Source organism: Kitasatospora sp. NPDC002965 (genome assembly GCF_040611255.1).
GTDB lineage: Bacteria > Actinomycetota > Actinomycetes > Streptomycetales > Streptomycetaceae > Kitasatospora.
Window position 1 is genome coordinate 58,556 of the sequence record NZ_JBEXNT010000025.1, and the last position, 21,549, is coordinate 80,104.

Annotated in this window: 25 protein-coding genes and 1 tRNA gene; 11 read left to right on the forward strand and 15 right to left on the reverse strand. The window is 72.7% G+C overall.

Annotated elements, in window-relative coordinates; translation table 11 throughout:
* Positions 1-23: 23 nt before the first annotated feature.
* From lysA to ABZY91_RS13495, 3 genes are all read right to left on the reverse strand, one after another.
* The gene (lysA, locus tag ABZY91_RS13485) at positions 24-1,418 is read right to left on the reverse strand and encodes a diaminopimelate decarboxylase (protein ID WP_329883029.1); all 1,395 of its coding nucleotides are present in this window, start codon (positions 1,416-1,418) and stop codon (positions 24-26) included.
* 86 nt (positions 1,419-1,504) lie between these two features.
* Positions 1,505-3,166, reverse strand: a complete 1,662-nt coding sequence (gene argS, locus ABZY91_RS13490; protein ID WP_355402149.1) for an arginine--tRNA ligase — start codon at positions 3,164-3,166, stop codon at positions 1,505-1,507.
* Positions 3,167-3,239: 73 nt separating this feature from the next.
* Positions 3,240-3,677, reverse strand: a complete 438-nt coding sequence (locus ABZY91_RS13495; protein WP_329883031.1) for a response regulator — start codon at positions 3,675-3,677, stop codon at positions 3,240-3,242.
* Between the two features lie 235 nt (positions 3,678-3,912).
* On the opposite strand from ABZY91_RS13495, the gene ABZY91_RS13500 reads away from it, so the two are divergent.
* Both ABZY91_RS13500 and ABZY91_RS13505 read left to right on the forward strand, forming a co-directional pair.
* Positions 3,913-3,984 (forward strand) — tRNA-Arg (locus ABZY91_RS13500).
* A gap of 96 nt (positions 3,985-4,080) precedes the next feature.
* Positions 4,081-4,269 (forward strand): hypothetical protein, encoded by a 189-nt coding sequence (locus tag ABZY91_RS13505; RefSeq protein ID WP_355402151.1) that lies wholly within the window; start codon positions 4,081-4,083, stop codon positions 4,267-4,269.
* Between the two features lie 76 nt (positions 4,270-4,345).
* Here the strand turns inward: ABZY91_RS13505 and ABZY91_RS13510 are convergent, their stop codons facing one another.
* Entirely contained in the window at positions 4,346-4,789 is a 444-nt protein-coding gene (locus ABZY91_RS13510) for a MarR family transcriptional regulator (RefSeq protein WP_329948555.1), read from the reverse strand.
* 89 nt (positions 4,790-4,878) lie between these two features.
* Here ABZY91_RS13510 and ABZY91_RS13515 point away from each other — a divergent pair, with 89 nt between their 5' ends.
* The gene (locus tag ABZY91_RS13515; RefSeq protein ID WP_355402153.1) at positions 4,879-6,561 is read left to right on the forward strand and encodes an FUSC family protein; all 1,683 of its coding nucleotides are present in this window, start codon (positions 4,879-4,881) and stop codon (positions 6,559-6,561) included.
* A 48-nt stretch (positions 6,562-6,609) separates the two neighbouring features.
* Here ABZY91_RS13515 and ABZY91_RS13520 read toward each other — a convergent pair whose 3' ends face one another.
* The 3 genes from ABZY91_RS13520 to ABZY91_RS13530 are packed head-to-tail and all read right to left on the reverse strand — an operon-like array spanning position 6,610 to position 7,510.
* Positions 6,610-6,882: a hypothetical protein gene (locus ABZY91_RS13520; RefSeq protein ID WP_355402155.1), complete on the reverse strand. Its 273-nt coding sequence runs from the start codon at positions 6,880-6,882 to the stop codon at positions 6,610-6,612.
* Entirely contained in the window at positions 6,879-7,097 is a 219-nt protein-coding gene (locus ABZY91_RS13525) for a hypothetical protein (protein ID WP_329883036.1), read from the reverse strand. The genes ABZY91_RS13520 and ABZY91_RS13525 overlap by 4 nt, the downstream gene beginning before the upstream one ends.
* 44 nt (positions 7,098-7,141) lie before the next feature.
* Positions 7,142-7,510 (reverse strand): ATP-binding protein, encoded by a 369-nt coding sequence (locus ABZY91_RS13530; RefSeq protein ID WP_329883037.1) that lies wholly within the window; start codon positions 7,508-7,510, stop codon positions 7,142-7,144.
* A 320-nt stretch (positions 7,511-7,830) separates the two neighbouring features.
* Between ABZY91_RS13530 and ABZY91_RS13535 the strand changes: the two genes are divergently transcribed.
* The 7 genes from ABZY91_RS13535 to ABZY91_RS13565 all read left to right on the forward strand — a co-directional run bounded on the left by ABZY91_RS13535 (position 7,831) and on the right by ABZY91_RS13565 (position 13,162).
* Positions 7,831-8,694 (forward strand): helix-turn-helix transcriptional regulator, encoded by an 864-nt coding sequence (locus tag ABZY91_RS13535; protein WP_355402158.1) that lies wholly within the window; start codon positions 7,831-7,833, stop codon positions 8,692-8,694.
* Positions 8,687-8,887 (forward strand): DUF397 domain-containing protein, encoded by a 201-nt coding sequence (locus ABZY91_RS13540; RefSeq protein ID WP_355402160.1) that lies wholly within the window; start codon positions 8,687-8,689, stop codon positions 8,885-8,887. Before ABZY91_RS13535 ends, ABZY91_RS13540 begins: the two co-directional genes overlap by 8 nt.
* 371 nt (positions 8,888-9,258) lie before the next feature.
* Positions 9,259-9,783: a DUF6879 family protein gene (locus ABZY91_RS13545; protein ID WP_355402161.1), complete on the forward strand. Its 525-nt coding sequence runs from the start codon at positions 9,259-9,261 to the stop codon at positions 9,781-9,783.
* Between the two features lie 25 nt (positions 9,784-9,808).
* The gene (locus tag ABZY91_RS13550) at positions 9,809-10,657 is read left to right on the forward strand and encodes a helix-turn-helix transcriptional regulator (RefSeq protein WP_355402163.1); all 849 of its coding nucleotides are present in this window, start codon (positions 9,809-9,811) and stop codon (positions 10,655-10,657) included.
* Positions 10,658-10,805: 148 nt separating this feature from the next.
* The gene (tgmA, locus tag ABZY91_RS13555) at positions 10,806-11,021 is read left to right on the forward strand and encodes a putative ATP-grasp-modified RiPP (protein ID WP_355402165.1); all 216 of its coding nucleotides are present in this window, start codon (positions 10,806-10,808) and stop codon (positions 11,019-11,021) included.
* 10 nt (positions 11,022-11,031) lie between these two features.
* Positions 11,032-11,976 carry an ATP-grasp ribosomal peptide maturase gene (gene tgmB, locus ABZY91_RS13560; RefSeq protein ID WP_355402167.1) on the forward strand — a complete coding sequence of 315 codons (945 nt, stop codon included), beginning with the start codon at positions 11,032-11,034 and terminating at the stop codon, positions 11,974-11,976.
* Complete coding sequence (locus ABZY91_RS13565) at positions 11,969-13,162, forward strand: methyltransferase (protein ID WP_355402169.1); 1,194 nt, start codon at positions 11,969-11,971, stop codon at positions 13,160-13,162. The genes tgmB and ABZY91_RS13565 overlap by 8 nt, the downstream gene beginning before the upstream one ends.
* 146 nt (positions 13,163-13,308) lie before the next feature.
* On the opposite strand, the gene ABZY91_RS13570 is transcribed toward ABZY91_RS13565, so the two are convergent.
* From ABZY91_RS13570 to ABZY91_RS13600, 7 genes are read right to left on the reverse strand one after another with little or no spacing between them, the layout of a single operon-like run.
* Positions 13,309-13,998 (reverse strand): alpha/beta fold hydrolase, encoded by a 690-nt coding sequence (locus ABZY91_RS13570; protein ID WP_355402171.1) that lies wholly within the window; start codon positions 13,996-13,998, stop codon positions 13,309-13,311.
* Positions 13,999-14,012: 14 nt separating this feature from the next.
* A complete protein-coding gene (locus tag ABZY91_RS13575; protein WP_329952230.1) occupies positions 14,013-15,323 on the reverse strand; it encodes a beta-ketoacyl-[acyl-carrier-protein] synthase family protein in 1,311 nt (436 codons plus the stop codon).
* Positions 15,320-16,603: a beta-ketoacyl synthase N-terminal-like domain-containing protein gene (locus ABZY91_RS13580; protein ID WP_355402173.1), complete on the reverse strand. Its 1,284-nt coding sequence runs from the start codon at positions 16,601-16,603 to the stop codon at positions 15,320-15,322. Before ABZY91_RS13580 ends, ABZY91_RS13575 begins: the two co-directional genes overlap by 4 nt.
* 22 nt (positions 16,604-16,625) lie before the next feature.
* On the reverse strand, positions 16,626-17,474 hold the full coding sequence (locus ABZY91_RS13585) for an SDR family oxidoreductase (RefSeq protein ID WP_329883048.1): 849 nt from the start codon (positions 17,472-17,474) through the stop codon (positions 16,626-16,628).
* On the reverse strand, positions 17,471-18,010 hold the full coding sequence (locus ABZY91_RS13590; protein WP_329952232.1) for a MaoC family dehydratase: 540 nt from the start codon (positions 18,008-18,010) through the stop codon (positions 17,471-17,473). The genes ABZY91_RS13585 and ABZY91_RS13590 overlap by 4 nt, the downstream gene beginning before the upstream one ends.
* On the reverse strand, positions 18,007-18,807 hold the full coding sequence (locus tag ABZY91_RS13595) for a 3-oxoacyl-ACP reductase family protein (RefSeq protein ID WP_329883050.1): 801 nt from the start codon (positions 18,805-18,807) through the stop codon (positions 18,007-18,009). The genes ABZY91_RS13590 and ABZY91_RS13595 overlap by 4 nt, the downstream gene beginning before the upstream one ends.
* Positions 18,800-19,069: a phosphopantetheine-binding protein gene (locus tag ABZY91_RS13600; protein WP_329883051.1), complete on the reverse strand. Its 270-nt coding sequence runs from the start codon at positions 19,067-19,069 to the stop codon at positions 18,800-18,802. The genes ABZY91_RS13595 and ABZY91_RS13600 overlap by 8 nt, the downstream gene beginning before the upstream one ends.
* 442 nt (positions 19,070-19,511) lie before the next feature.
* On the opposite strand from ABZY91_RS13600, the gene ABZY91_RS13605 reads away from it, so the two are divergent.
* Positions 19,512-20,216: a helix-turn-helix transcriptional regulator gene (locus tag ABZY91_RS13605; RefSeq protein WP_355402176.1), complete on the forward strand. Its 705-nt coding sequence runs from the start codon at positions 19,512-19,514 to the stop codon at positions 20,214-20,216.
* On the opposite strand, the gene ABZY91_RS13610 is transcribed toward ABZY91_RS13605, so the two are convergent.
* On the reverse strand, positions 20,183-21,163 hold the full coding sequence (locus ABZY91_RS13610; RefSeq protein WP_355402178.1) for a serine protease: 981 nt from the start codon (positions 21,161-21,163) through the stop codon (positions 20,183-20,185). The genes ABZY91_RS13605 and ABZY91_RS13610 overlap by 34 nt on opposite strands.
* Positions 21,164-21,549 lie beyond the last annotated feature (386 nt).

Below are 21,549 nucleotides of genomic sequence, written 5' to 3' on the forward strand. Positions count from 1 at the left end.
CATGATCTGAGACAAGGATTTCGTCATCCGATATCGAGACGCAGGAGATCCTCTTCCGTCTCGCGCCGGACGATCACCCGGGCCGCACCGTCCTTGACGGCCAGCACGGGGGGCTTCAGGGCGTGGTTGTAGTTGCTCGCCATCGAACGGCAGTAGGCGCCGGTGGCGGGCACCGCGATCAGGTCGCCCGGGGCCAGGTCGGCCGGCAGGAAGGCGTCCCGGACGACGATGTCGCCGGACTCGCAGTGCTTGCCGACCACCCGGACCAGCATCGGCTCCGCGTCGCTGGTGCGCGACACCAGGGCCACCGAGTACTCGGCGTCGTAGAGCGCGGTCCGGATGTTGTCGGACATTCCGCCGTCCACGCTGACGTAGGTCCGCAGGCCCTCCAGCGGCTTGACCGTCCCCACCTCGTACAGCGTGAAGGCGGTCGGGCCGACGATCGCCCGGCCCGGCTCGACCGACAGCCGCGGCACCCGCAGGCCCGAGGCGTCGCACTCGCGGCGGACGATGCCGGCCAGCGCGGCCGCGATCTCGGCCGGCTCGCGCGGGTCGTCGTCGCTGGTGTAGGCGATGCCGAGGCCGCCGCCGAGGTCGATCTCGGGCAGCTCGACACCGTGCTCGTCGCGGATCTCCGCCAGCAGGCCCACCACCCGGCGGGCGGCCACCTCGAAGCCCGCGGTGTCGAAGATCTGCGAGCCGATGTGCGAGTGGATGCCGCGCAGCTCCAGGCTCCCGCCGTGGGCGAGGACCCGGCGGACCGCCTCGGCGGCCGCGCCGCCGGTCAGCGAGAGGCCGAACTTCTGGTCCTCGTGCGCGGTGGCGATGAACTCGTGGGTGTGCGCCTCGACGCCGACCGTGACCCGGATCAGCACCTGCTGGCGCACGCCCTGGCGGGCGGCGATCGCGGCGAGGCGCTCGATCTCCTCGTAGGAGTCGACCACGACGTGGCCGACGCCCGCCTTCACGGCCTGCTCCAGCTCGTGGACGGACTTGTTGTTGCCGTGCAGCGCGATCCGCTCGGCGGGCATCCCGGCGCCCAGCGCCACCGCCAGCTCGCCCGGGCTGCAGACGTCGAGGTTCAGCCCCTCCTCGTGCAGCCAGCGCACGACCGCCTTGGAGAGGAACGCCTTGCCGGCGTAGTACACGTCCGCGTCGTCGCCGAAGGCGTCCCGCCAGGCGCGCGCCCGGGAGCGGAAGTCGGCCTCGTCCAGGACGTAGGCCGGGGTGCCGAACTCGGCCGCGATCCGGTTGACGTCGAGGCCGGCGACGGTGACGACGCCGTCGGCGCCGCGGGCGACCGTCTCCGACCAGACCTTGGGGTCGAGCGCGTTCAGGTCGGCCGGCGGGGCCTGGTAGTGGCCCTCGGGGAGCACGTCACCGTGCCGGGGGCCTGCGGGGTGTGCGGAGCGACTCATGTCCCTTGTGTCCTTGACCTATGGCGAGGGGCGGCGACGGTCCCCGTTGACCGTCCGCCGCCCCCGCTGTGCGCTTGGGGGTGGTGCTACATCCGCTCGGGCGCCGTCACGCCCAGGAGCGTGAGGCCGTTGGCCATGACCGTGCGGGTGGCCTCGACCAGCCAGAGCCGGGCCCGGTGCGTGTCGTTGAGCTCCTCGTCGCCCTTGGGCAGGAACATGCAGTTCTCGTACAGGCGGTGGTACTTGCCCGCGAGGACCTCCAGGTACCGCGCGACCCGGTGCGGCTCGCGCAGCTCGCCCGCCGTGGCCAGGACCTTCGGGAACTCGCCGAGGACGCCGAGGATGTCGTTCTCCCACTGGGTGGCGAGCAGCTCGGGTTTGAAGTCGGCGGCCGCGCCCTTGTCGACGCCGAGCTCGACGGCCTTGCGCGCGACACCGCACATCCGCGTGTGGGCGTACTGGACGTAGTAGACCGGGTTCTCGTTGGTCTGGCTGGTCAGCACGTTGATGTCGAGCGTGATGGTGGAGTCGGTGGGGGTACGGCCGAGGGTGTAGCGGGCCGCGTCCACGCCGATCCAGTCGACGACGTCGTCGATCGTGATGATGTTGCCGGCCCGCTTGGACATGCGGACCTCCTCGCCGTCGCGAATCATCTTCACGAACTGGCCGATCTTGACCTCGATGTTGCGGTCCATGTCGTCGCCCGCGCAGGCCGCGATGGCCTTGAGGCGGTTGACGTAGCCGTGGTGGTCCGCACCCAGCATGTAGACCGAGACCTCGGAGCCGCGGTCCCGCTTGGAGAGGTAGTACGCGGCGTCGGCGGCGAAGTAGGTGGTCTCGCCGTCGGCCTTGACCAGGACGCGGTCCTTGTCGTCACCGAAGTCGGTGGTGCGCAGCCAGATCGCGCCGTCCTGGTCGAAGACGTGGCCCTGCTCGCGCAGCCGCTCGATGGCCTTCTCGACGGCGCCGGAGTCGTGCAGCGACTTCTCCGAGAACCAGACGTCGAAGTGGGTCCCGAACTCCTCCATCGAGCGCTGGATCTCGGCCACCATGAGCTTGAGGCCCTCGACGCGGAAGGCCTGGAGCTGCTCGGCGTCGGGCAGGTCGAGCACGCCCGGCACGCCGTCCACGATCGCCTTGGCGATGTCCGCGATGTACTCGCCGACGTAGCCGTCCTCCGGCACCGGCAGCCCGTTGGCGGCGGCCTTCAGCGAGCCGGCGAACTTGGAGATCTGCACGCCGGCGTCGTTGAGGTAGTACTCGGTGGTGACGTCGGCGCCGGTGGCGCGCAGCACCCGGGCCAGCGAGTCGCCGACGGCGGCCCAGCGGACGCCGCCGATGTGGATCGGGCCGGTCGGGTTGGCGGAGACGAACTCCAGGTTGATCTTCAGGCCCTTGTGGGCGTCGTTGTGCCCGTACGTGGCGCCGGCCTCGACGATGGTGCGGGCCAGCTCGCCCTGGGTGGCGGCGTCGAAGGTGATGTTCAGGAAGCCCGGCCCGGCGATGTCGACCTTGGCGACCCCGGGCAGCTCACGCAGGCGGGCGGCCACCAGGTCGGCCACGGCTCGCGGCGGCCGGCCGGCCGACTTCGCGAGCTGGAGGGCCACGTTGGTCGCGTAGTCGCCGTGGTCCCTGTTCTTGGGCCGCTCGACCGTCACGTGCTCGGGCACGGCGACGGCCAGCTCGCCCGCCTCGACGGCGGCGCTCACTGCGGCCTGGACTGCCTGGGAAAGCTCTGCGGGGGTCACGACGCCAAGCGTAGGCGAGGTGGGAGGGGCGTCCGCCACTCGGTTTGCCGGTCGAGACGCCCGGGCGCCGTGCTCAGCCCCGATCGATACCGTCTGTTCGCTGAGGGCGAAATCCAGCCGCCTCCCCGGCGCCGTCGCCCAGCTCCCTCAACCGCCGCACCAGCGCGACCAGGTCCGCCGGGTCGAAGGGCTTGCCCAGGTAGCCGTCCACCCCGACCGACTCCCCCAGGTCCAGGTCCGCCGGCGTGCAGGCGCTCACGATCGCGATCGGCAGCCGCCGCGTGCCCGGCGCCGCCCGCAGCCTGGCCGCCGTCCGCAGGCCGTCCAGCCGCGGCATCACCACGTCCAGCGTCACCACGTCGGGCTTCACCCGGCGGACCACCTCCAGGCACTCGGCACCGTCGGCGGCGGTCACCACCTCGAAGCCCTCAAGCTCCAGGTTGACCCTGATCAGCTGACGGATCACCTCGCTGTCGTCCACCACGAGGACCCGCCCGGACACTCCCGACACCTCACCGAGGGTATCGGCGGGCCCGCCGCCCCGTCCGGCCTTTCCGCACTTCCGCTCCCCCCTGGCCGCCCCCTGTCCGCCCCCTCCCGCCCCGACCGGCTCCACCGGTCCCCCGGCCCGTCACCCCGCCGCCCGCCCGACCCCCCGTCCGACCTCCCGCGAAACCCGTGCACGGAGCACGCCCGGAGCCTGGTAATGTTCTCCACGTCGGAGCGAAGGCGACGACAACAAGCAGGCCCCCGTAGCTCAGGGGATAGAGCACCGCCCTCCGGAGGCGGGTGCGCAGGTTCGAATCCTGCCGGGGGCACTTCGCAAGAAGTGCTGAACAGGCCCAGGCCAGCGGTAAGTTACCGCGGGACTGGGCCTGATTCGTTTTCAGGACGCGCGGTGGGGCGGGGGCTTCATGGGCAGGCGCCGCTACGTGGCCAGGGGCGTGCCGGGCGGCTACCGGATCCGGGACAACAAGGTGCAGCGGTGGTGGGGTGACCACTACGAGCTCTGCCCGGACGACCTGCTCGTCGAGCTGAACGGCGCGGCGGACCCGGTCCGGCTCACCGCCCTGCTCAAGCGGTACCGGTCCCTGAAGCGCTAGTCGGGGCCGCTCCGGGGGGGGTGCGGATCCGGGTGGGTGCGGATCCGAGCGGGCGGTCGGGGGCGGTCAGGGTCTGTCAGGGCCGGTCGGCGGTGTCGGCCAGGCGGTCCATCAGACGCGCGGCGAGGCGGAGGACCTCGCGTTCGGTCTCGGTGAGGGCCTCCAGGGCGTCCGCCAGCCAGGCGTCCCGGCCCGCCATGTCGTGGGCCAGCGCGGTACGGCCGTCCGCGGTGAGGTGGAGGACGGACTGGCGGCGGTCCCGCTCGTCCGGGACCCGGCGGAGCAGGCCGTCGCGCTCCAGTTCGGCGAACACCCGGGTGAGCGACTGCGGCTGCTGGTGGTCGGCCGCGGCGAGTGCCCCCGGCGACATCGGGCCGTACCGGAGCAGGTGCCCGAGCACGCTCAGCTTGTTCAGGCTGAGGCCCTCCCCCGCGCGCTCGGACCGCAGTCGGCGGGCCAGTCGGGTGGTGCCCTGGCGGATCTCCGCCGCCTCGCTGAGCCATGGCTGGTCGATCTCCATATTGCTACGCTAACACTTACCACTTCGCGTGGGAGAACTCCGTCGGTTCCTCGGTCAGCGCCAGCAGGCAAGGGAGAAATCCGTACGTGATGAGTAAGTATTTCTCCGGGCTACGCCGGGCCGTCCGCTTCGACCCGGGGCTGCTGCTGCTCCGCGAGACCGCCGTCACCACGGCCGCCATGCTGGCCGCCTACGGCTCCGCGCTGCTGATCGAGCACCTCGCGCACCTGCGGGTCGACGTGGTCGTCCAGGCCGTGGTGCTGGCGGCCACCGCCGCACGGGTCCAGCTCACCGCCGACCGGTACGACCGGCTGCTGGGGCTCGCCGTCCTGCCGGCCGCCGCCGCGGGCGCCGCCGAGGTCGGGCGGCTGATGACCCTCCACCCGAACCTCGGCGACGTCCTCTTCACCCTCGGGACGGCGCTGCCGATCTGGGTCCGCCGGTTCGGCCCGCGAGCCGGGCGGGCGGGCGGCCTGCTGGTGCTGCCGCTGATCGCCCTGCTGGTCATGCCGCCGGACGCCGGGCCGCTCCCCGGCCACGACCACACCCTGTGGGTCGCGTTGATCGCGCTGGTCTCCGGCGCCTGGGTGGCCACGGCCCAGGCCGTCGCCGTCCGGACCGGGCTGGTGCCCGCCCCCGTCCGGCCGCCCGCACCGGCCCCGGAACCGGCCGACCCGGGCGGCGCGGCACCGGAACCCCGACCGGCGGCCCGGTGGCGGCCACTCGTCCACACCCGGATGGCCCTCCAGATGGCGGGCGCCGTGGGCGGGGCGTTCCTCGCCGGGCGGGCCGTCTGGCCGGACCACTGGGCCTGGGTGGTGCTCACCGCGTTCATCGTGTGCAGCGGCGCGCGCGGCCGGGCCGACGTCCTCTTCAAGGGACTGCTGCGGGCGGTCGGCGCGGCTGCGGGCACGGTCGTCGCCACGGCCGTCGCGGGCTCGTTCGGCCCGCACGAGGACGCCGCCGTCGTGCTCATCTTCGCGGTCCTGGCGCTCGCCACCTGGCTGCGCGAACTCAGCTACGCCTACTGGGCCGGGTGCGTCACCGCCGTGCTCTCGCTGCTGTACGGGTGGTTCGGCCAGGGCTCGGACGACCTGCTGCGCACCCGGCTGGCGGCGATCGGCCTCGGCGCGGCCGTCGGCATCGCGGCGGCCTGGCTGGTCCTCCCGCTCCGGACCCGGGACGTGCTGCGGCGGCGCACCGCCGACGCGCTGGCCGCGCTGACCGACCTGCTGGGTGTCGCCGGTACCGACCGGCCCGCCCTGCTGCGCGGCCGGGCGCGGTTCGCGTACGGCGTCGAGCAACTCGGGCTGATGGCCCGCCCGCTGCGGGCCGAGCGGAGCGCAGGCCGGCTGACGCGGCGGCTGACCGGGCGTGGGGGCGGGTCGCCGGCCGACCGGCCCTACCGGGCGGACGTGGTGGACGCCGTCAGCGCCTGCGAGGCCCCGCTGCGCGTGCTGGTGGACGGGGCGGTAGCCGACCCGGCGCTCTGGTCGGATCCCCGGGTGGCCCGGCTCAACCGGGCGGTGGCGGCGAACACCGCGGCGGTCCGGCGGTCGATCGGACGCCGTCCCGGAGCGGGCTACCAGGCGGTCCGCGCACGGATCCCCCGACAGGCCGGGGAGGTGCCGACGGGCACTCCCGAGCAGCTGCGGATGCTGGCGGCGCTGCTCACCGTCGACGACGCGCTCGGCACCATGGCCGGCGTGTTCGGCGACCCGCCTCCGGCTCCGCCCGAGGACGGGGGCGGCGCCGAGCCGGGGGCCTCCTGACGCTCCACCCCGCCGGAGGACTCCGACGGGGCGAGGAGGGCGGTTCGGTCAGTGAGGTATGCGGTGGCGGCCCCGGGGGTTCTGTCGCTGGTAGGGGTGGGGGCGGGTTTCGGGGCTGAAGTGGCCGGCCTGGCGGGCGATCCAGGCGTATTCGGTGGTGCCGTCGGGGTGGTGGCGCAGTTCCCAGCGGCCGTGGCGGGTGATGGGGGGTGGGGGTGGGGTGTCCTCGATTCGCAGGCTCGTGACCACGCCGACGACGACGGTCGCGAGGGCGAGGGCGAGGAGGACGGCGAAGGCGGTGGCGACGAGGTAGTCGGTCATCGGAGGTATCCGAGGTGGTGGGCGAGGCTTTCGAGGAGGTCGCGGGCCTGGGCGCGGGTGAGGGGGACGGCGAGGTGGTCGCCGGGGGCGGCGTTGATGTCGAGGTCGACGGGGAAGCGGAGCTGGAGGTCGGCGTCGGGAACGGACTCGACGGTGAGGTAGGGGACGGTGGTGCGCTCGATGTGCGGGCGCGGGATGGGGACGACGACGCCCATCGTGGGGCGGCCCCTTCCCGAGGGGGGCGGGGTCGGTCGCCGGCTCACGCGGCGGCGTCCAGCTCGAACCAGACGCGCTTGCCGTTCTTGGCGGCGTCGGCGCCGAAGCGGTGGGTGAGGGAGCGGACGAGGTGGAGGCCGCGCCCGGAGAGCTCGTAGGGGTCGGCGGAGGTGCGGGGTTCGGGGAGGGTGGGGCTGTCGTCGGCGACGGAGACGCGGACGGTGCGGGTGGGGAGGAGGACGACCACGACGGTCGGGGCCTGGCAGCCCGCGTGGCGCCAGGCGTTGACGTACAGCTCGTGGAGGGCGAGTTCGGCGTCCGCGATGAGGTCGTCGGGCCAGGAGGAGAGGGTGAGCGCGGTGCGCAGCTCCTCGCGGGCGGCGGACCAGTCGGGCGGGTTGAAGGCACGCATGGGGAACCTCCGAGTGAGGTCGTGCGAGTGGGGAGGAGAGGCGAGGACGGAGACGTCACCGTGAGCCAGGCCCGGCCATGGCTGCTCTGCGGTGCAAGAGGGCAGCAGGCACCTACCGCCCCAACAGACGAGCGTTACTGACGATCCGTCGGATCGCTGTGAGATAGACCATAGCGCACTGGCTCTTAAAGTTAATCCAGCTGCGAGAAGTTCCACCTTGAGTGGGATACCCGCCTCCTCGGGGCGGCTCGTCCGTACCCTGGTGGCCCCGTCCTCCGGCGGCGCGGCACACTGGCGTCGGTATCACCTGAGAGGACGCCATGGCCCTTCGCCAGAATCCAACCCTTCGCCAGCGCCGCCTCGGCGCCGAACTCCGGAGGATGCGTGAGTCGGCCGGCTTCGGAGGCAGTCAGCTCGCCCGCCTGCTTGGGGTGACGCCCGCCCTGGTGACCCAGATGGAGAACGGGAAGTCGGCCGTCAGTGTGGAGCGCCTACGCGAGATCGCGACCGCCTGCAAGTGCACCAACGGACCTCTGATCGACGCACTCGCCGACATGATCAAGGAGCGAGAGCCGGGTTGGTGGGATGAGTACAGCCACAGCCTGGACACCGATCTGCTTGACGTGGCTGCGATCGAGGGCCATGCCCGGCGGATCTCCACCTACTCGATCACCTTTGTGCCTGGGCTGCTCCAGACCCCGGCATACGCAGCGTCGGTGTTCGCTCGTGCGCTTCCACCGTTGCCGCGCTCTGAGGTCGACATTCGGATGGCCTACCGCTTGCGAAGGCAGCAGATTGTCCGATCGGGTGCGACGCCCTACCTGGCGTTCATCCACGAGGCCGCACTCCGCATGCAGTTCAGCGGGCGAGCGGCACTTGCCGAACAACTCGGCGCGCTCATCGAAGACTCCAGGAGCTCGGGGATCTCGCTTCGGGTCGTCCCGTTCGATGTCGAGGCTCTGCCTGGCCCCAGCGAGAACTTCGTCTACACCGAGGGTCCAGTCCCTGAGCTGGACACCGTGCAGATTGACATCAGTTTCGGCTGCCCGCTCTTCGACGCTCCTTCTAGCCTGTCAAGCTACCGCGAGATCCTCGCCCGTATGGCCACAGTGGCTCTCCCGGAAGATGACTCACGAAACTTCATCCGTTCCATCAAGAATGAGGTAGAGCGCAAACATGGGTAGCCCCATATGGCAGAAGTCCAGCTACTCCGGGTCGAGTAACGCATGCGTCGAGGTTCGCACCGTGGGCGGGCTGATCGAAGTCCGTGAATCCGACGACGGCGACGTCATCCTCCGCACCACCCCCGCCACCTTCGCCGACCTCCTCCGCACCATCAAGGCCGGCGAACTCGACCACCTCGGCAGCAGCAGCTAGCGGGTCGTTCCGGCGGCCCCTCGCGCCCGCGAGGGGCCGCCGGGGGTGTGCGCCCACGCGCCCTTGATGCTTCGATCCCAGTGCGAAACCGTGGACGTTGCAACTACCCGCAACGGGTCGGACGCTGGAGATCACCATGAGGCTTGGTTTCGTCGGGATGGACCCCGACAGCAAGACTGGCGGCTCACCGACGGTGTGGATCGAGGACGAGAAGTGCGAGATCGTCATCCAGGGCTGGAAGGCGGATGCCGTGCTTGAGGCCCGGATCTGTGGGACGGACTGGGTACCCGGTCACGCACGGGGCATCCCTGACCACGAAGCCGTCGTTCGGATCCCCATGCGAATGATCCCGGTCCTGAGGAAGGCGTGCGATGACGCAGAACTTGCCGGACTTTTCCGCCCTGTTGAAGGGAGCACAGCGGACGGCCGTCCACCTGGAGATGCGTGACTTCTACGGCCTGGCCGGCGAGACCGACGAGATCGAGGAGTTCAAGCGCTCCGGCAAGGTCGATCTGGACCCGGATTCGGAGGGCTGGAGCGAATGGGTACCGCTCGTACGGGAGACGGTCGGCCGTGGCGTTTCGCTGCGCCGGGCCCGGGTCGTGTCCGAGCCGGTCACCGACTACATCCGTTGGGAACATGCCCTAACCCCGGTGAACATTGCGGCAGGCGAACAGGTGCGCTGGCTGCCCCGTCGGCTCGCCTCCGACATCGCGCTGCCGGGCAACGACCTCTGGCTGATCGACGAACGTCTCGTCCTGTTCCACTGGTTCGCCGGCGACGGTGAGTGGGCCGGGCACGAGTACACCGAGGACCCCGCCACGGTGGCGATGGTCTCCACCGCGTTCGAAACGGTGTGGCAGCGCGCTGTCCCTCACAATCGCTACACCGTCTGACGTCCGGAAACGCTCCCTGCCCGCCATGCCCGAGTCCCCGCTCTCCGCTGCCCAGGCCGCCCGGCGGGCGCTTGCCGACCATCTTCAGCACCTGCGCAAGGACGCGGGGCTCACCGGGCGTGAGTTGTCGGCCCTCTGCGGCTGGCACCCGGCGAAGACCTCGCGGCTTCAGAAGGCCGAAGCCGCCCCTTCCGACTCCGACATCCGGGCCTGGTGCACCGCCTGCGGAGCGGAAGGGATGATCCCCGAGCTGATCGCCGTCTCGCGCTCGGTCGCCTCGATGTACATGGAGTGGAAGCGTCTTCAGCGTGCGGGTCTCCGGCAGCTCCAGGAGACCTACACCCGTGCGTACGCTGAATCGCGGCTGCTGCGTTTCTACTCCTCCGACGTGATCCCGGGAATGCTTCAGACCCATGGATACGCCGCCGCAATCCTCTCCCGGTTCGCCGCCGAGGCGACTTCGCCGGACGACTTGGAACAGGCCGTTGACCAGCGGATGAAGAGCACCCGGCCGATGTACGAGGGAAGCCACCGCGTCGTGTGCCTCATCGAGGAATCGGTCCTGCGTTACCGGATCGCCGAGTCCGATGTCATGGCCGGCCAGCTGGGCCACCTTCTCTCCGTGATGTCGCTTCCCCGAGTGAGCCTCGGCGTCATCCCCTTCACGGCCAGGCGCACGCTGTGGCCGGTGGAGACTTTCCACGTCCTCGACGACCGGCTCGTCGAGGTCGAGTTGGTGACCGCCAGGGTCACGATCACCGCCCCCTCCGAGGTCCGGGACTACGTCGGGACCTTCGCCGAGCTGCAAGGCTTCGCCGTCTACGGCCAGCCGGCGCGGACCCTTGTCACCGCTGCGATCGACTCCCTCGGGTAAATCCCCGCAACTTCACGCAACTCAGTTGGTGACGAAGAGCGCTGACTCCTAGCCTCGTCCGTAGCGAAGGCCCAACGCTCCGTGACATCGGGCGGGAAGGCATCGACGCGAACGACCCCTACGAGCTCAACACGTAAGGAGGAGACCTGTGACCACCACCGCCCCTGAGCGGCAGCCGTTCGCCATGCGCTACGCGGCGCGGCAGACCAGCGAGCCGGCCGGCACCACCGGCGTCACGTACGACCGGGAGTTGCAGATCGCCGTCACGTCCGACGGCAACCCCTGGGCGCACACCGCCAGCGGAGAGACCAGCAGCAACACCAACTCCGACAGCAAGAACGACGAAGGCACCGACTTCTACTAGGAGAACTGCGGTGACGGAGCCTGACGGCGAGGCGGTGCTGGTCCTCACACACCGGCTCGACTCGACTGCGGATCTGGTGGTCGAGCACCTGAACGACCGAGGTGTCCCGGTGTTCCGGTGCGACACCGCCGAGTTCCCGACCGAACTCACCCTGACCGCGACGCTCGAAGACAGGTGGGCCGGTGTACTCGACGACGGGTACCGCTCGCTCGACCTCTCCCGCGTCCGGTCGGTGTACTTCCGCAGGCCCGAAGAGTTCCGGCTGCCCGACGGCATGTCCGAGGCTGGGCGGCGGTTCGCCGCCGCCCAGTCGCGGGCCGGCTTCGTCGGGGTCGCCGTAGCCCTTCCCTGCCTGTGGATCAACCACCCCGCGCGGGACCTGGACGCCAACCACAAGCCCTGGCAGCTCGCCACCGCCCGACGCCTGGGGCTGGACCCGCCGCGCAGCATCATCACCAACGACCCCGGGGCCGCACGGAAGTTCGCCGCCGAACTCGACGGCCCGATCATCACCAAGAGCCTCGGCGCGCCCGTGGACACGGTCGTTCTCGACCCGGCGGAGCTGGACGACTCGGTACGCCTGTGCGCCCACCTCTTCCAGGAATGGATCGACAAGTCCCACGAGGTCCGACTGACCGTGGTCGGCGACCGGTTCTTTCCCGTGGAGATCCACGCCGGATCCGACGCGGCCAGGATCGACTGGCGCACCGATTACAAGAGCCTCACGTACAGGCCGACCACCGTCCCAGCCCCGGTGCGCGAGCGCGTGTCCGCGTTCATGCGCGCCTTCGGACTCGACTTCGGGGCGTTCGACTTCATCGTGACGCCGGCCGGGGACTGGCGCTTCCTCGAAGTGAACCCCAACGGCCAGTGGTCGTGGATCGAGCACAGAACGGGCGTGCCCATCTCGCGCGCCATCGCAGACCTCCTGGAGAAGGGCAACGCAGGTGAGTGACATCCCGGACGGAATCGAGGCAACCGCCCACGGGCTTCGGCTCGCGCTGGCGAAGGAACTGGAGCACGGCGGCTCCCTGCGCACGCCGGAATGGCGGGACGCGCTGCTGGCCGTTCCCCGGCACGTCTTCCTGCCGTCCTTCTACGCCGCCCTGGACGGCCCGGACGGCATCACCCGCTACACCGCCGTCGGCCGGGACACCGACCCGGGGGAATGGCTGCGGCTGACCTACCGGAACACGACGTGGGTCACCCAGCTCGACCACGGAGCCACCAAGCCGGGCGGCGAACCCGTCACCGGGACACCCACCAGCTCCTCGACGCTGCCAGGCGTCGTCGTGCGGATGCTCGAAGACCTGGACGTCCCGGACGGCGCGAACGTACTCGAAGTGGGAACCGGCACCGGATACTCCACCGCGCTCCTGTGTGCCCGGCTCGGCGACCGGTACGTCACCAGCGTGGAGCACGACGCCGGTCTCTCTGCCGCCGACGGCGAACGGCTCGCCTCCATCGGCCACCGCCCCCGCCTGGTCGTGGGCGACGGCGCCGAGGGCGACCCGATCAACGGACCATACGACCGGATCATCGCCACGTACTCGCCCGGCCGCGTCCCGGCCGCATGGCTGGCCCAGGCGGCGCCCGGCGCGGTCATCGTGGTGTCGCTGGTGGGCAGCCTCGGCGCCTACGGCTACGTGAAACTGCACGTGGGCCAAGGGGAAGCGCAGGGTCGATTTATCGACTCCGACGTCTCGTTCATGCCCTCCCGCGAGACCGAGCGGCCCGAGATCGGCCCCCTCATGCGCGCGGCCGTCCGCTCCCGGGACGACGCCGCCGGCCTCGCCCCGGCCGTTCACCCCGACACCCTGGACGACCCCGCGTTCCTGTGGATCGCACAACTCGCCCTGCCCGGCACGACCCGGCTACGCCTGGCGGCCGACGGCGTCACCGGCCGGTGGTTCCTCGGCCCCGACGGATCGTGGGCGGTGCTGGAAAGCCGGAGCGACGGCACCGCGCGGGCCTACCAGGGTGGCCCGCGCGCCCTCTGGGCCGAGCTGACGGCCGCCGCCTCGGCCTGGCTGGCCGACGGGCGGCCGGGGCTCGACCGCTACGGGCTCACCGTGGCCCCGGACACGAACACGGTCTGGCTGGACAATCCGGGAAATGTGGCAGGCGTCCTCGGCACGTGACCACGGAGTGAGGTCCGGGCTTCGGGACCGGCCGCCGCCCCTCGCACAGGAAGTCGGCCGGACCGACTTCCTGTGCGAGGGATCGTGCCGCAGGGGCCGGGCTTCGAGAGGAGTCTCGAAGCCCGGCCCCCGTTCGGGCCCGCCGGTCAGCCCCCGGCGGGGCCGAGCACCCGGTCGAGGAAGGCGGGCAGCCCGCGCTTCACCCCACCGAACGCCTCGTGGCCGGCCCGGTACCGCTGCCAGCGCACCGGGTGCCCCCAGTCCGCCAGCACGTCCCGCACCTTCGCCCCGCTCTGCTCCGGGATCACCCAGTCGAACGCGCCGTGACCGATCCAGACCGGCAGGTCCGCCGCGACCGCCGACCGGCGGGAGGCCAGCAACGGGACGGCCTCCTCCGGGAGGAACGGCGCGTACAGCGCCAGCCCGGCCAGCCGCTGCGGGTACCGCAGGGCCAGCACCAGCGACATCAGCGCCCCCTGCGAGAACCCGGCGACCACCGTCCGCCCGGCTCCCACCCGGGCCGTCTCCTCGTCCAGCACCGCGCGCAGCCGCCGCTCCACCGCGAGCACGCTCGGCAGCGACTCCGGACCGGGGTGGTCCAGCGAGAAGACGTCCTGCTGGAACCAGGCCCGCGCCGGCTCGCCGGAGACCCGGCCGATCGGCCGCAGCGGCGCCCGCGGGAAGACCCCGCGGATCCCCGCCCGGTCCAGCCCCATCCGGTCGGCCACCTCGATCAGGCTCTCCGGCTCCTGACCGAGACCGTGCAGCCACAGGACGGTCGCACGGTGCCCGCCGACCGGCTCGATCACCTCGACCGGCAGGTCCACCGCGGGCACCGCCCTCCCGCCGCTCACCGGACCGGCGCCGGGCGCGGTCGTTCCGGACGCCGGAAGACCATCGACGCGTACTGCCCGCCGAAGCCGAAGGAGTTCTTCAGCACCGTGCTCACCGGGCGCTCCACCGGGGTGAGCGAGGTCTTCACCGCGCAGGCCGGGTCGGGCTCGGTGCAGGTCACCACCGGCGGGATGACGCCCCGCCCGAGGGTGAGCGCCGCCGCCACCGTCTCCACCACCCCGGACGCGGCGGAACCGTGCCCGGTGAGCGACTTCACCGCGCAGACGTCGAGTTCCGCCGTCCGCTCGCCGAACACCCGGTGCAGCGCCCGGGCCTCGGTGATGTCGTTGAGCTTGGTGGACGTCCCGTGCGCGTTGACGGTGTCGATGTCGTCCGGTGTCAGTCCGGACCCGGCGATCGCGGTGCGCATCACCCGCTCGACCATGCCGACCTGCGGCGCGGTGATGTGGGTGGTGTCCACCGCCAGGCCCCAGCCCCCGACCACGGCGTGCGTCTCGGTCACGCCCCGCCGTGCGGCGTGGGCCGCCGTCTCCAGGACCAGCGCGCCGGCCGACTCGTTGATCACCATGCCGGAGCGGCGCCGGTCGAACGGCATCGAGGAGTGGGCCGGGTCGCCCTTCCAGCGGGACAGCGCCATCAGCTGCCCGTACTGGGAGAGCACGTACTGGGTGTTGCGGGACACCGAGACCGCCACCACGGCGACCTCCACCCGGCCCAGCCGCAGCAGCCGGACCGCCTCGGCGATCGAGCGCAGGCCGCCCGAGCAGGTGGCCTCCACCCGGGAGGCGATCAGCGGGACGCCGAGGCGTCCGGCCAGTTCGACCGGGAAGGCCGAGTGGTCCGAGGCCTCCGCCGACAGCCGCCGGTTCCGCAGGTTCTCCAGCACGACGGCCGGGTCGTTCCCGATCCTCCGGTACCGCTCGCCGAGCTCCCGGAAGTGGACGGCGTAGTCCTGCGGGAAGGAGCCGCTCGGCCCGGGCCAGACCCGGGACCAGACCAGTCCGGCGGCCTCGCCGCCGATCGGGCCGGTGATCCCGGCGTCCCCGAGCGCCTGGTCCACCACGCAGTGCAGCAGGGTGTCGCCCCAGGTGCGGTCCGGGCCGCCCCAGCGTTCGGCGACCTCCTTCCGGACGTCGTCGGGGATGAGCCCGGCGGCCCAGCCGCAGGGCAGTCCGCCGAGGTCCATCCGGGTCTCGGCGACCACGCCCGACCGGCCGGCCAGGTTGGCCTCCCAGAAGTCCTCCACGGTCGCGCCGATCGGGGTGACCACGCCCATCCCGGTGATCACGATGTCGTCGTCCGTCATTGCTCCTCCTCCCGCCGTGCGTGGTGGTCGCCCGGGGCTCCCGTGACGCCGCCGAGCACCAGGGCGCCCGCCGAGGCGGTACCCCGGCCGTGGTCGACCCCGGTGATCAGCGCGGTGCCCAGGCCCGGCACCGGGCGGGCCGTCCCGGTCACCGTGTCCGGGCCTCCCAACCGGGGGTCGGGACGCCGCAGCAGCCCGACCGGCGGCAGCTGGCCGCGCCGCAGCGACTCCACCGCGAGCGCGGTGTCGATCAGCGCCGAACACTCGGTGGCGAGGCCCAGGGTGCCCTTGCTGCTCGTCACCGGCACCGCGCCGACCTGCGGCAGGACGGCCGAACACTCCTCCCGGTCGGCCGTCTGCGAGCCCGAGCCGTGCGCCCACCAGAGGTCGGGCCGGCCGCCGGACCGGCGGAGCGCCGCCCGCACCGCCAGGCCGGTCGCGCTCGCCCGGTCGGCGGCGACCACCGTCTCGCAGGCGAGCAGCCGGGCCAGGGCCCGGGGCGCCGGAGCGTCCGCCGGAGCGGCCCGCTCCAGCAGGACGGCGGCGGCGCCCTGGCCGAGCAGCGGACCGGCCCGGTCCTCGTCGAACGGGCCGCGGCCGGGGACGGCCTCGGTGCCGATCGGCTCGTCCCGGTCGAAGGAGGCGAGCGCGGTGACCGAGGACGGCGGAGCCACCCCGACCACCAGCACCCGCTCCAGCTCACCGCTCTCCAGCAGCCGCAGCGCGAGCGCCAGGGCGCCGAGGCCACCGGCCGCCACCTCGCCGTAGGCGGCGACGTTGGAGCCCCGGAAGCCTGTCGTCATGCAGACGAACTGGCCCAGCTGGGAGGGGATGCCGCGGATGTAGGAGTAGTCCGGCACCTCCTCGTAGAGCAGGGTGGCGAGGGGGCGCGGGTCGTCCAGGGCCATCCCGGCGAGTCTGGGCATCACGTCGCCCAGCTCGTCCCCGGTGCTGCCGACGGCCATCACGGTGCCGCCGCGCTCCGGGTCCCCCCAGCCGGGGTGGTCCGGGGCGTCCGGGTCGCGGCCGGCCTGCCGCAGGGCGAGCCGGGCCGCCTCGACCGCCCAGTAGGCGGCCAGGTTGGCGTACTTGCGGTTGTCCACCCAGGGCTTGCCGGGCGGCCAGCCCACGGTGCCGCGGTCGACGGCGGCCACCGGCCAGGGCAGCGGCCCGTCCGAGTCGAAGAACGACCGGCCGGCGGCCATCGCGGACCAGAGCGGTTCGGTGCCCAGACCGGCCGGGGAGACCACCCCGGTACCGGTCACGATCACCTCGGACATGGCGACTCCCCCCTTCCCGGTGTCACTCCCCCACCCGCAGCGGACTGTTGAGGTTGCCCCAGAGCGCGTAGCCGCCGTCCACCGTGATGGTCTGCCCGACGATCCAGGCGGCCTCGTCCAGGCAGAGCATGGCGACCACGTCGGCGCTGTTCTCGGGGGTGGTCATCTGCCCCTCCGTCCACGGGGTGACCGAGAGCTCGTGCCGCACCCCGTGGTTGAAGTCGGGCCGGACGTTGAAGACGCCGGTCTGCACCAGGCCCGGGCGGACGCAGTTGGCGACGATGCCGTGCGGCGCCAGCTCGTAGGACAGGAACCGGGTGAGGTTCTCCAGGGCGGCCTTGGCGGCGCCGAGCAGACCGGCGCGCGGCACGATCCGGGTGGTGGTCGAGTTGGTGATGGTGATGAACCGGGCGCCGGGGCGGCCCTTCATCAGCGGCACCGCGTGCTTGGCCAGCAGCCAGGTGGCCCGGGCGTTGGTGTCCTGGACGAACTGCCACTGGCCGAGCGTGGCGTCCTCCAGCAGGGAGAACTTCGTGGCCGCGGCGTTCTGGACCAGGATGTGCAGGTCGCCGTGGGCCTCGGCGACCTCGGCGATCAGCTCCTCGGCGGCCTCCGCCTCGGACAGGTCGGCCCGGTGCAGGGTCACCTTGGCTCCCGCCGCGGTGAGTTCGGCGGCGAGCTCCTTCGCCGGTCCGCCCCGGTCGACGTAGTTGATCGCCACGGTGGCGCCCCAGGCCGCGAGCTTGCGGCTGATGCCGGCGCCGATGCCGCGCGAGCCGCCGGTGACCAGGGCCACCCGGCCCTCCAGCGGGCGGGGCGAGAGCGGCCCGGGCACCGGGGCCGGCGGGTGGTTCGCGGAGTCGTCGGTCATCGGTCTGTCCTCTCGCTGGTCCGGGCGGGGGCGGTCGTCGCCCGCGCCGGCTCGGTGGTGGTTCCCGGGGCGGCCGGGTCCGTTCGGGGGGTGAGCGCGACGGCCGCGGCCCGGCGCAGCACCACCACGCTCATCCGGCCGATCGCGTACACCCGGCCGTCCTCGTCGTGCACCCGCCGGGTGGACTCGACCAGCCCGAGCCGGTCGTCGATCTCGACGGCCCGGCCGGTCCGGGTGGTGAACCAGAACGGGGTGTCGGGGTAGAGCGGGCGGACGAAGTCCCAGGCCAGCGTCCGCAGGCCGACGACGGCGGCCGGCGAGCCGTGCTGGACGACCCAGCCGGAGGTGATCGAGTGGATGAAGCCGCCGGGCACGATCCGCCGGGTGCGGTCGAGGGCCCGGGCGAAGGCGTCGTCGTCGTGGACGGGGTGCTTCTCGCCCATCAGGTCGAGCAGGCGGTCGAGCAGGTCGCCGCCGAAGACCAGCGGACCGAACCGGTGGTCGGGCGCGCCCACCAGGTCCTCCCAGTACTTCACGCGGGCACCCCCGCCCGGCGCGGCCGGGCGCCGGCCGCGGCCCGCATCACCAGCCGGCCGCCGTCCACCGTGAAGGTCTGGCCCTGGATGTAGTCGGCCTCGTCCCCCGCCAGGAAGGCGACCAGGCCGGAGATGTCCTCGGGCAGGCCCCAGCGGGTGCCGGCGCCGTCCGAACCGAGCCGCTCGGCGACGGCGTCGGTCATCTCGGTGCGCACCTTGCCGGGGGCGACGGTGTTGATCCGGATGCCCTTGCGGCCGACCTCGACGGCCAGCGTGCGGGTGAGTGCCTCCAGCCCGCCCTTGGCGGCCGCGTAGGCGCTCTGACCCGGGCCGGGGATCCGCACCGAGTTGGACGAGATGTTGACGATCCGGCCCCACCCCTGGTCGAGCATGACCGGGAGGACCTCCCGGCAGGCCAGGAAGGGCCCGGTCAGGTTGATCCGGAGCACCCGCTCCCAGTGCGCGGTCGGGGTCGCGGCGACCAGCCGGTCGTCGATCACGGCCGCGTTGTTGACCAGGACGTGCAGCGCGCCCTCCAGGTCGGCGATCCGCTCGACCAGGTCGACGACCTGCTTCTCGTCCGCGACGTCGGCGCGGTGGGCGACCGCCCGGCCGCCGGCCGCCGTGACGGCGGCGACGACGTTCCGGGCGGCCTCCTCGGCCTCGCGGTAGACCAGGTGCACGGTCAGGCCCTCGGCGGCGAGGCGGTGCACGACGGCCGCGCCGATGCCGCGCGAGCCGCCCGTGACCAGGGCGACCCGGCCGGTGCCGGACTCGGTCGAGGGCCGCTCAGACACGCTGGGCCGCCTCGACCACGGCCAGGATCGAGCCGACCGTGCGGCGGTGCTCGGCCGCGGTCTCGTTCCAGCTGTCGAGGTCGAAGTCGACGCCGAGCCTGCGGTTGATTTTCCGGGCCAGCTGAAGAAGGTCCAGGGAATCCAGCCCGAGGTCCTCGACCACCGAGTCGGCCTGGGTGATCGGCTGGTCTTCCAGGCCGGATTTGACGTCCTTGAGCAGCTCGACCAGGACGTTGAAATCGGCGTTTTCCGTGGGCGACATAATGCCTCCTCCGAGAGTTCCTAAATACCGCTGCGGACGCCGCCAATGCCAACAGACCGGTAAAGGCTGCCGCAAGGGCCACTCGGCCCGGCGGCGCCGGACAATCACGCCGGCCGGACGCCCGCCGGGCCCGGCTTCACCCAGGCCAGGGCGGCGGAATCCGTTCCGCCGCATTCCGGACGAATTGAATCAACGGCTCCCCGCAAGACACTGCGGTGGTATCTCCCACAACGCGGGACGATGCAAAGAAGAGGCAAAGGGCATTGACCTTGGTAGAACCCGGTGACTACCGTGGTCGCACCCATACGTGTACCACCCGGAACGTCATTCGAGGCGATTCACGACATCGCACCGCAGTCGGCTGGCCGAACCGGTCGGACCAGGTTCCGGCCGTTACCGGGAACACCGGCCGACCGGGCGGCACGCCGTGGGGAGGGCGGCAATGGCGCGACGCAAGAATGCGATGCCATCGGCGGCACCGCACTACGAACTGGCCCAGTGGCTGCGCGCCCTGCGCGCGGAGTCCGGCCTCACCTACCGGCAGATGGCCGGCCGGATCACCCGGTCCGGGTGTTCCTCGGCCACGCTGTCACGGGCCGACAGCGGCTCCGCACTGCCCCGGCTGGGGGTGGTCGAGGCGTACGCGGCGGCCTGCGGGGCCTCGGTCCGCGAGGCGCGGCAGCGCTGGGAGCGGGCCGCCACCGGAGCGGGCACCGCGGCGGCCCGCGCCGACCGGCGGCCGGACCGGGCACCGCCGGGCGGCCGGGCCCGCCGGGTCGAGCTGGTCTACGAACCGGCCCACCTGCTGGAGGCCATGCACCGGCTGCGGCTGGCCGCCGGGCAGCCCTCGCTGCGCGAACTCCAGGAGCGGGCCCGGACGGGCGGCTTCGGGGTGCTGCCGCGCAGCACCCTGGCGGACGTCCTGGCCGGGCTCCGGATGCCCTCGGAGCCGCTCCTGGTCACCTACGTCCGCTGCTGCGGCATCCCCGGGGACCGGATCGCCGCCTGGCGCGCGGCCTGGTTCCGGGCGGTCGGTTGTTGCGGGCCGACGGCGGTGCCGTCCGCGGACGCCCGGGTGCGCTCACTCGGACTGCACCGGCGCCGCTACGGCGGTCAGGAGCCGGCCGCGGCGAGCGCCTCCGCGTAGAGGGCGGCGACGGTGTGGTCGAAGTAGGCGCTGTACGAGGTGTCGGGGGTGTCGCCGCCCTCCTGGTAGCCGCCGATGGTGCCGACGACCCGGCCGGTGGTGGTGGAGATCCACGGGCCGCCGCTGGTGCCGCCGGGGTAGTCGGGGCAGTCGACGACCCGCTGGTAGGCGCTGTGGCGGCCGGTCACGTTGGTGCAGAGGAGCGGCTCCTCACTGCCGGAGGGGTAGCCGTAGAGGCGGACGGTGGCGCCGAAGTCCTCGTCGGTGCCGAGCGGGTTGGCGCCGACCACCTCCTCGACCCGGTGGCCCGAGGCGTCGGCGGCGGTCTCCAGGACGGCGAAGTCCTCGTCCGGGTCGCCGTCCCGGGACCAGCCGGTGGTGGTGTGCACGGCGGTGACCCGCCAGGTGCCGTACGGGGCCCGGCCGTCGCGGTAGCCGGGGGCGAAGGTGACGCCGGCCGGGTCGTCCAGGCAGTGGGCGGCGGTGAGCAGCAGGTTGCCGGTGCTGCTGTGCAGCACGCTGGCGGTGCAGAAGTGGTTGCCCGGCCGGACGCCGCCGGTGAACAGTGCGCCGACGGTGGCGGCTTCGGCGGTGGCGGGCGCGACGGCGGTGGTGCCCGGCGCGGTCGCGGCCGGGGAGGTGCCGACCGGGGAGGGCGCGGCGGTGGCGTCCGCCGGTGCGGGCGGGTCGGTGGCGGCCGAGGAGGGCCCGGCGTCGGCGGTCGCGGGGGCGGGCGAGGCCGCTCCGGTGGCGGCGGGGAGTTCGGGCGCGGCCGGGGCCGCGGTCGCGAACGCCGGGGCGGGCGGCCGGGCGGCGGTCGCCTCGGAGGTCGCTCCGTGGCTGCCCGCGAGGACGGCGGCGGCGGTGAGGACGGAGAGGGCCGTGGTGACCACCGCGGCACGGGCCAGGAGGCTGCGGCGTGGTCGGTGGCGGCGGTGCTGGCCCATGCCCGGTCGGCTCCTGCCCTGGTCGGTGACGGTGACGGCGGCGGTTCGAGAACGCTCCGACTATGGCGGTCGGAGCTGGGAGGGCGGTGATGCACGGCTGGGAGCCGGATGAGAATTCAGCCGGTCGCCGTCACCCGGCCGCCCGCGACCGCCGGATCGCCCGCCGCCCCGCCCCCGCCGGGGAGGCGGGGGCGGGGCGGGGTGGAGGGAACCGGGCCGGGCCGCCGGAGGGTGACTGCGTGACCTCGCGGCGGGCCCGGGCGGGCCTGGATCGGGACCGGGATCAGGAGGCGCGCTGCCGCGGACCCGGCGCCTGCGCGCCCGCCGTGGCCCCGCGATGGCCGACGTCGCCACCTCCTTCCTGCCGCCGTCGCTGAACGGCGGCA

What these genes read in the sequence shown, in the direction of transcription:
- lysA (WP_329883029.1), bottom strand. Translation starts at nt 1,418, where the DNA reads ATGAGTCGCTCCGCACACCCCGCAGGCCCCCGGCACGGTGACGTGCTC.
- ABZY91_RS13505 (WP_355402151.1), top strand. Translation starts at nt 4,081, where the DNA reads ATGGGCAGGCGCCGCTACGTGGCCAGGGGCGTGCCGGGCGGCTACCGG.
- ABZY91_RS13510 (WP_329948555.1), bottom strand. Translation starts at nt 4,789, where the DNA reads ATGGAGATCGACCAGCCATGGCTCAGCGAGGCGGCGGAGATCCGCCAG.
- ABZY91_RS13515 (WP_355402153.1), top strand. Translation starts at nt 4,879, where the DNA reads ATGAGTAAGTATTTCTCCGGGCTACGCCGGGCCGTCCGCTTCGACCCG.
- ABZY91_RS13520 (WP_355402155.1), bottom strand. Translation starts at nt 6,882, where the DNA reads ATGACCGACTACCTCGTCGCCACCGCCTTCGCCGTCCTCCTCGCCCTC.
- ABZY91_RS13525 (WP_329883036.1), bottom strand. Translation starts at nt 7,097, where the DNA reads ATGGGCGTCGTCGTCCCCATCCCGCGCCCGCACATCGAGCGCACCACC.
- ABZY91_RS13530 (WP_329883037.1), bottom strand. Translation starts at nt 7,510, where the DNA reads ATGCGTGCCTTCAACCCGCCCGACTGGTCCGCCGCCCGCGAGGAGCTG.
- ABZY91_RS13535 (WP_355402158.1), top strand. Translation starts at nt 7,831, where the DNA reads ATGGCCCTTCGCCAGAATCCAACCCTTCGCCAGCGCCGCCTCGGCGCC.
- ABZY91_RS13540 (WP_355402160.1), top strand. Translation starts at nt 8,687, where the DNA reads ATGGGTAGCCCCATATGGCAGAAGTCCAGCTACTCCGGGTCGAGTAAC.
- ABZY91_RS13545 (WP_355402161.1), top strand. Translation starts at nt 9,259, where the DNA reads ATGACGCAGAACTTGCCGGACTTTTCCGCCCTGTTGAAGGGAGCACAG.
- ABZY91_RS13550 (WP_355402163.1), top strand. Translation starts at nt 9,809, where the DNA reads ATGCCCGAGTCCCCGCTCTCCGCTGCCCAGGCCGCCCGGCGGGCGCTT.
- ABZY91_RS13575 (WP_329952230.1), bottom strand. Translation starts at nt 15,323, where the DNA reads ATGACGGACGACGACATCGTGATCACCGGGATGGGCGTGGTCACCCCG.
- ABZY91_RS13580 (WP_355402173.1), bottom strand. Translation starts at nt 16,603, where the DNA reads ATGTCCGAGGTGATCGTGACCGGTACCGGGGTGGTCTCCCCGGCCGGT.
- ABZY91_RS13585 (WP_329883048.1), bottom strand. Translation starts at nt 17,474, where the DNA reads ATGACCGACGACTCCGCGAACCACCCGCCGGCCCCGGTGCCCGGGCCG.
- ABZY91_RS13600 (WP_329883051.1), bottom strand. Translation starts at nt 19,069, where the DNA reads ATGTCGCCCACGGAAAACGCCGATTTCAACGTCCTGGTCGAGCTGCTC.
- ABZY91_RS13605 (WP_355402176.1), top strand. Translation starts at nt 19,512, where the DNA reads ATGGCGCGACGCAAGAATGCGATGCCATCGGCGGCACCGCACTACGAA.
- ABZY91_RS13610 (WP_355402178.1), bottom strand. Translation starts at nt 21,163, where the DNA reads ATGGGCCAGCACCGCCGCCACCGACCACGCCGCAGCCTCCTGGCCCGT.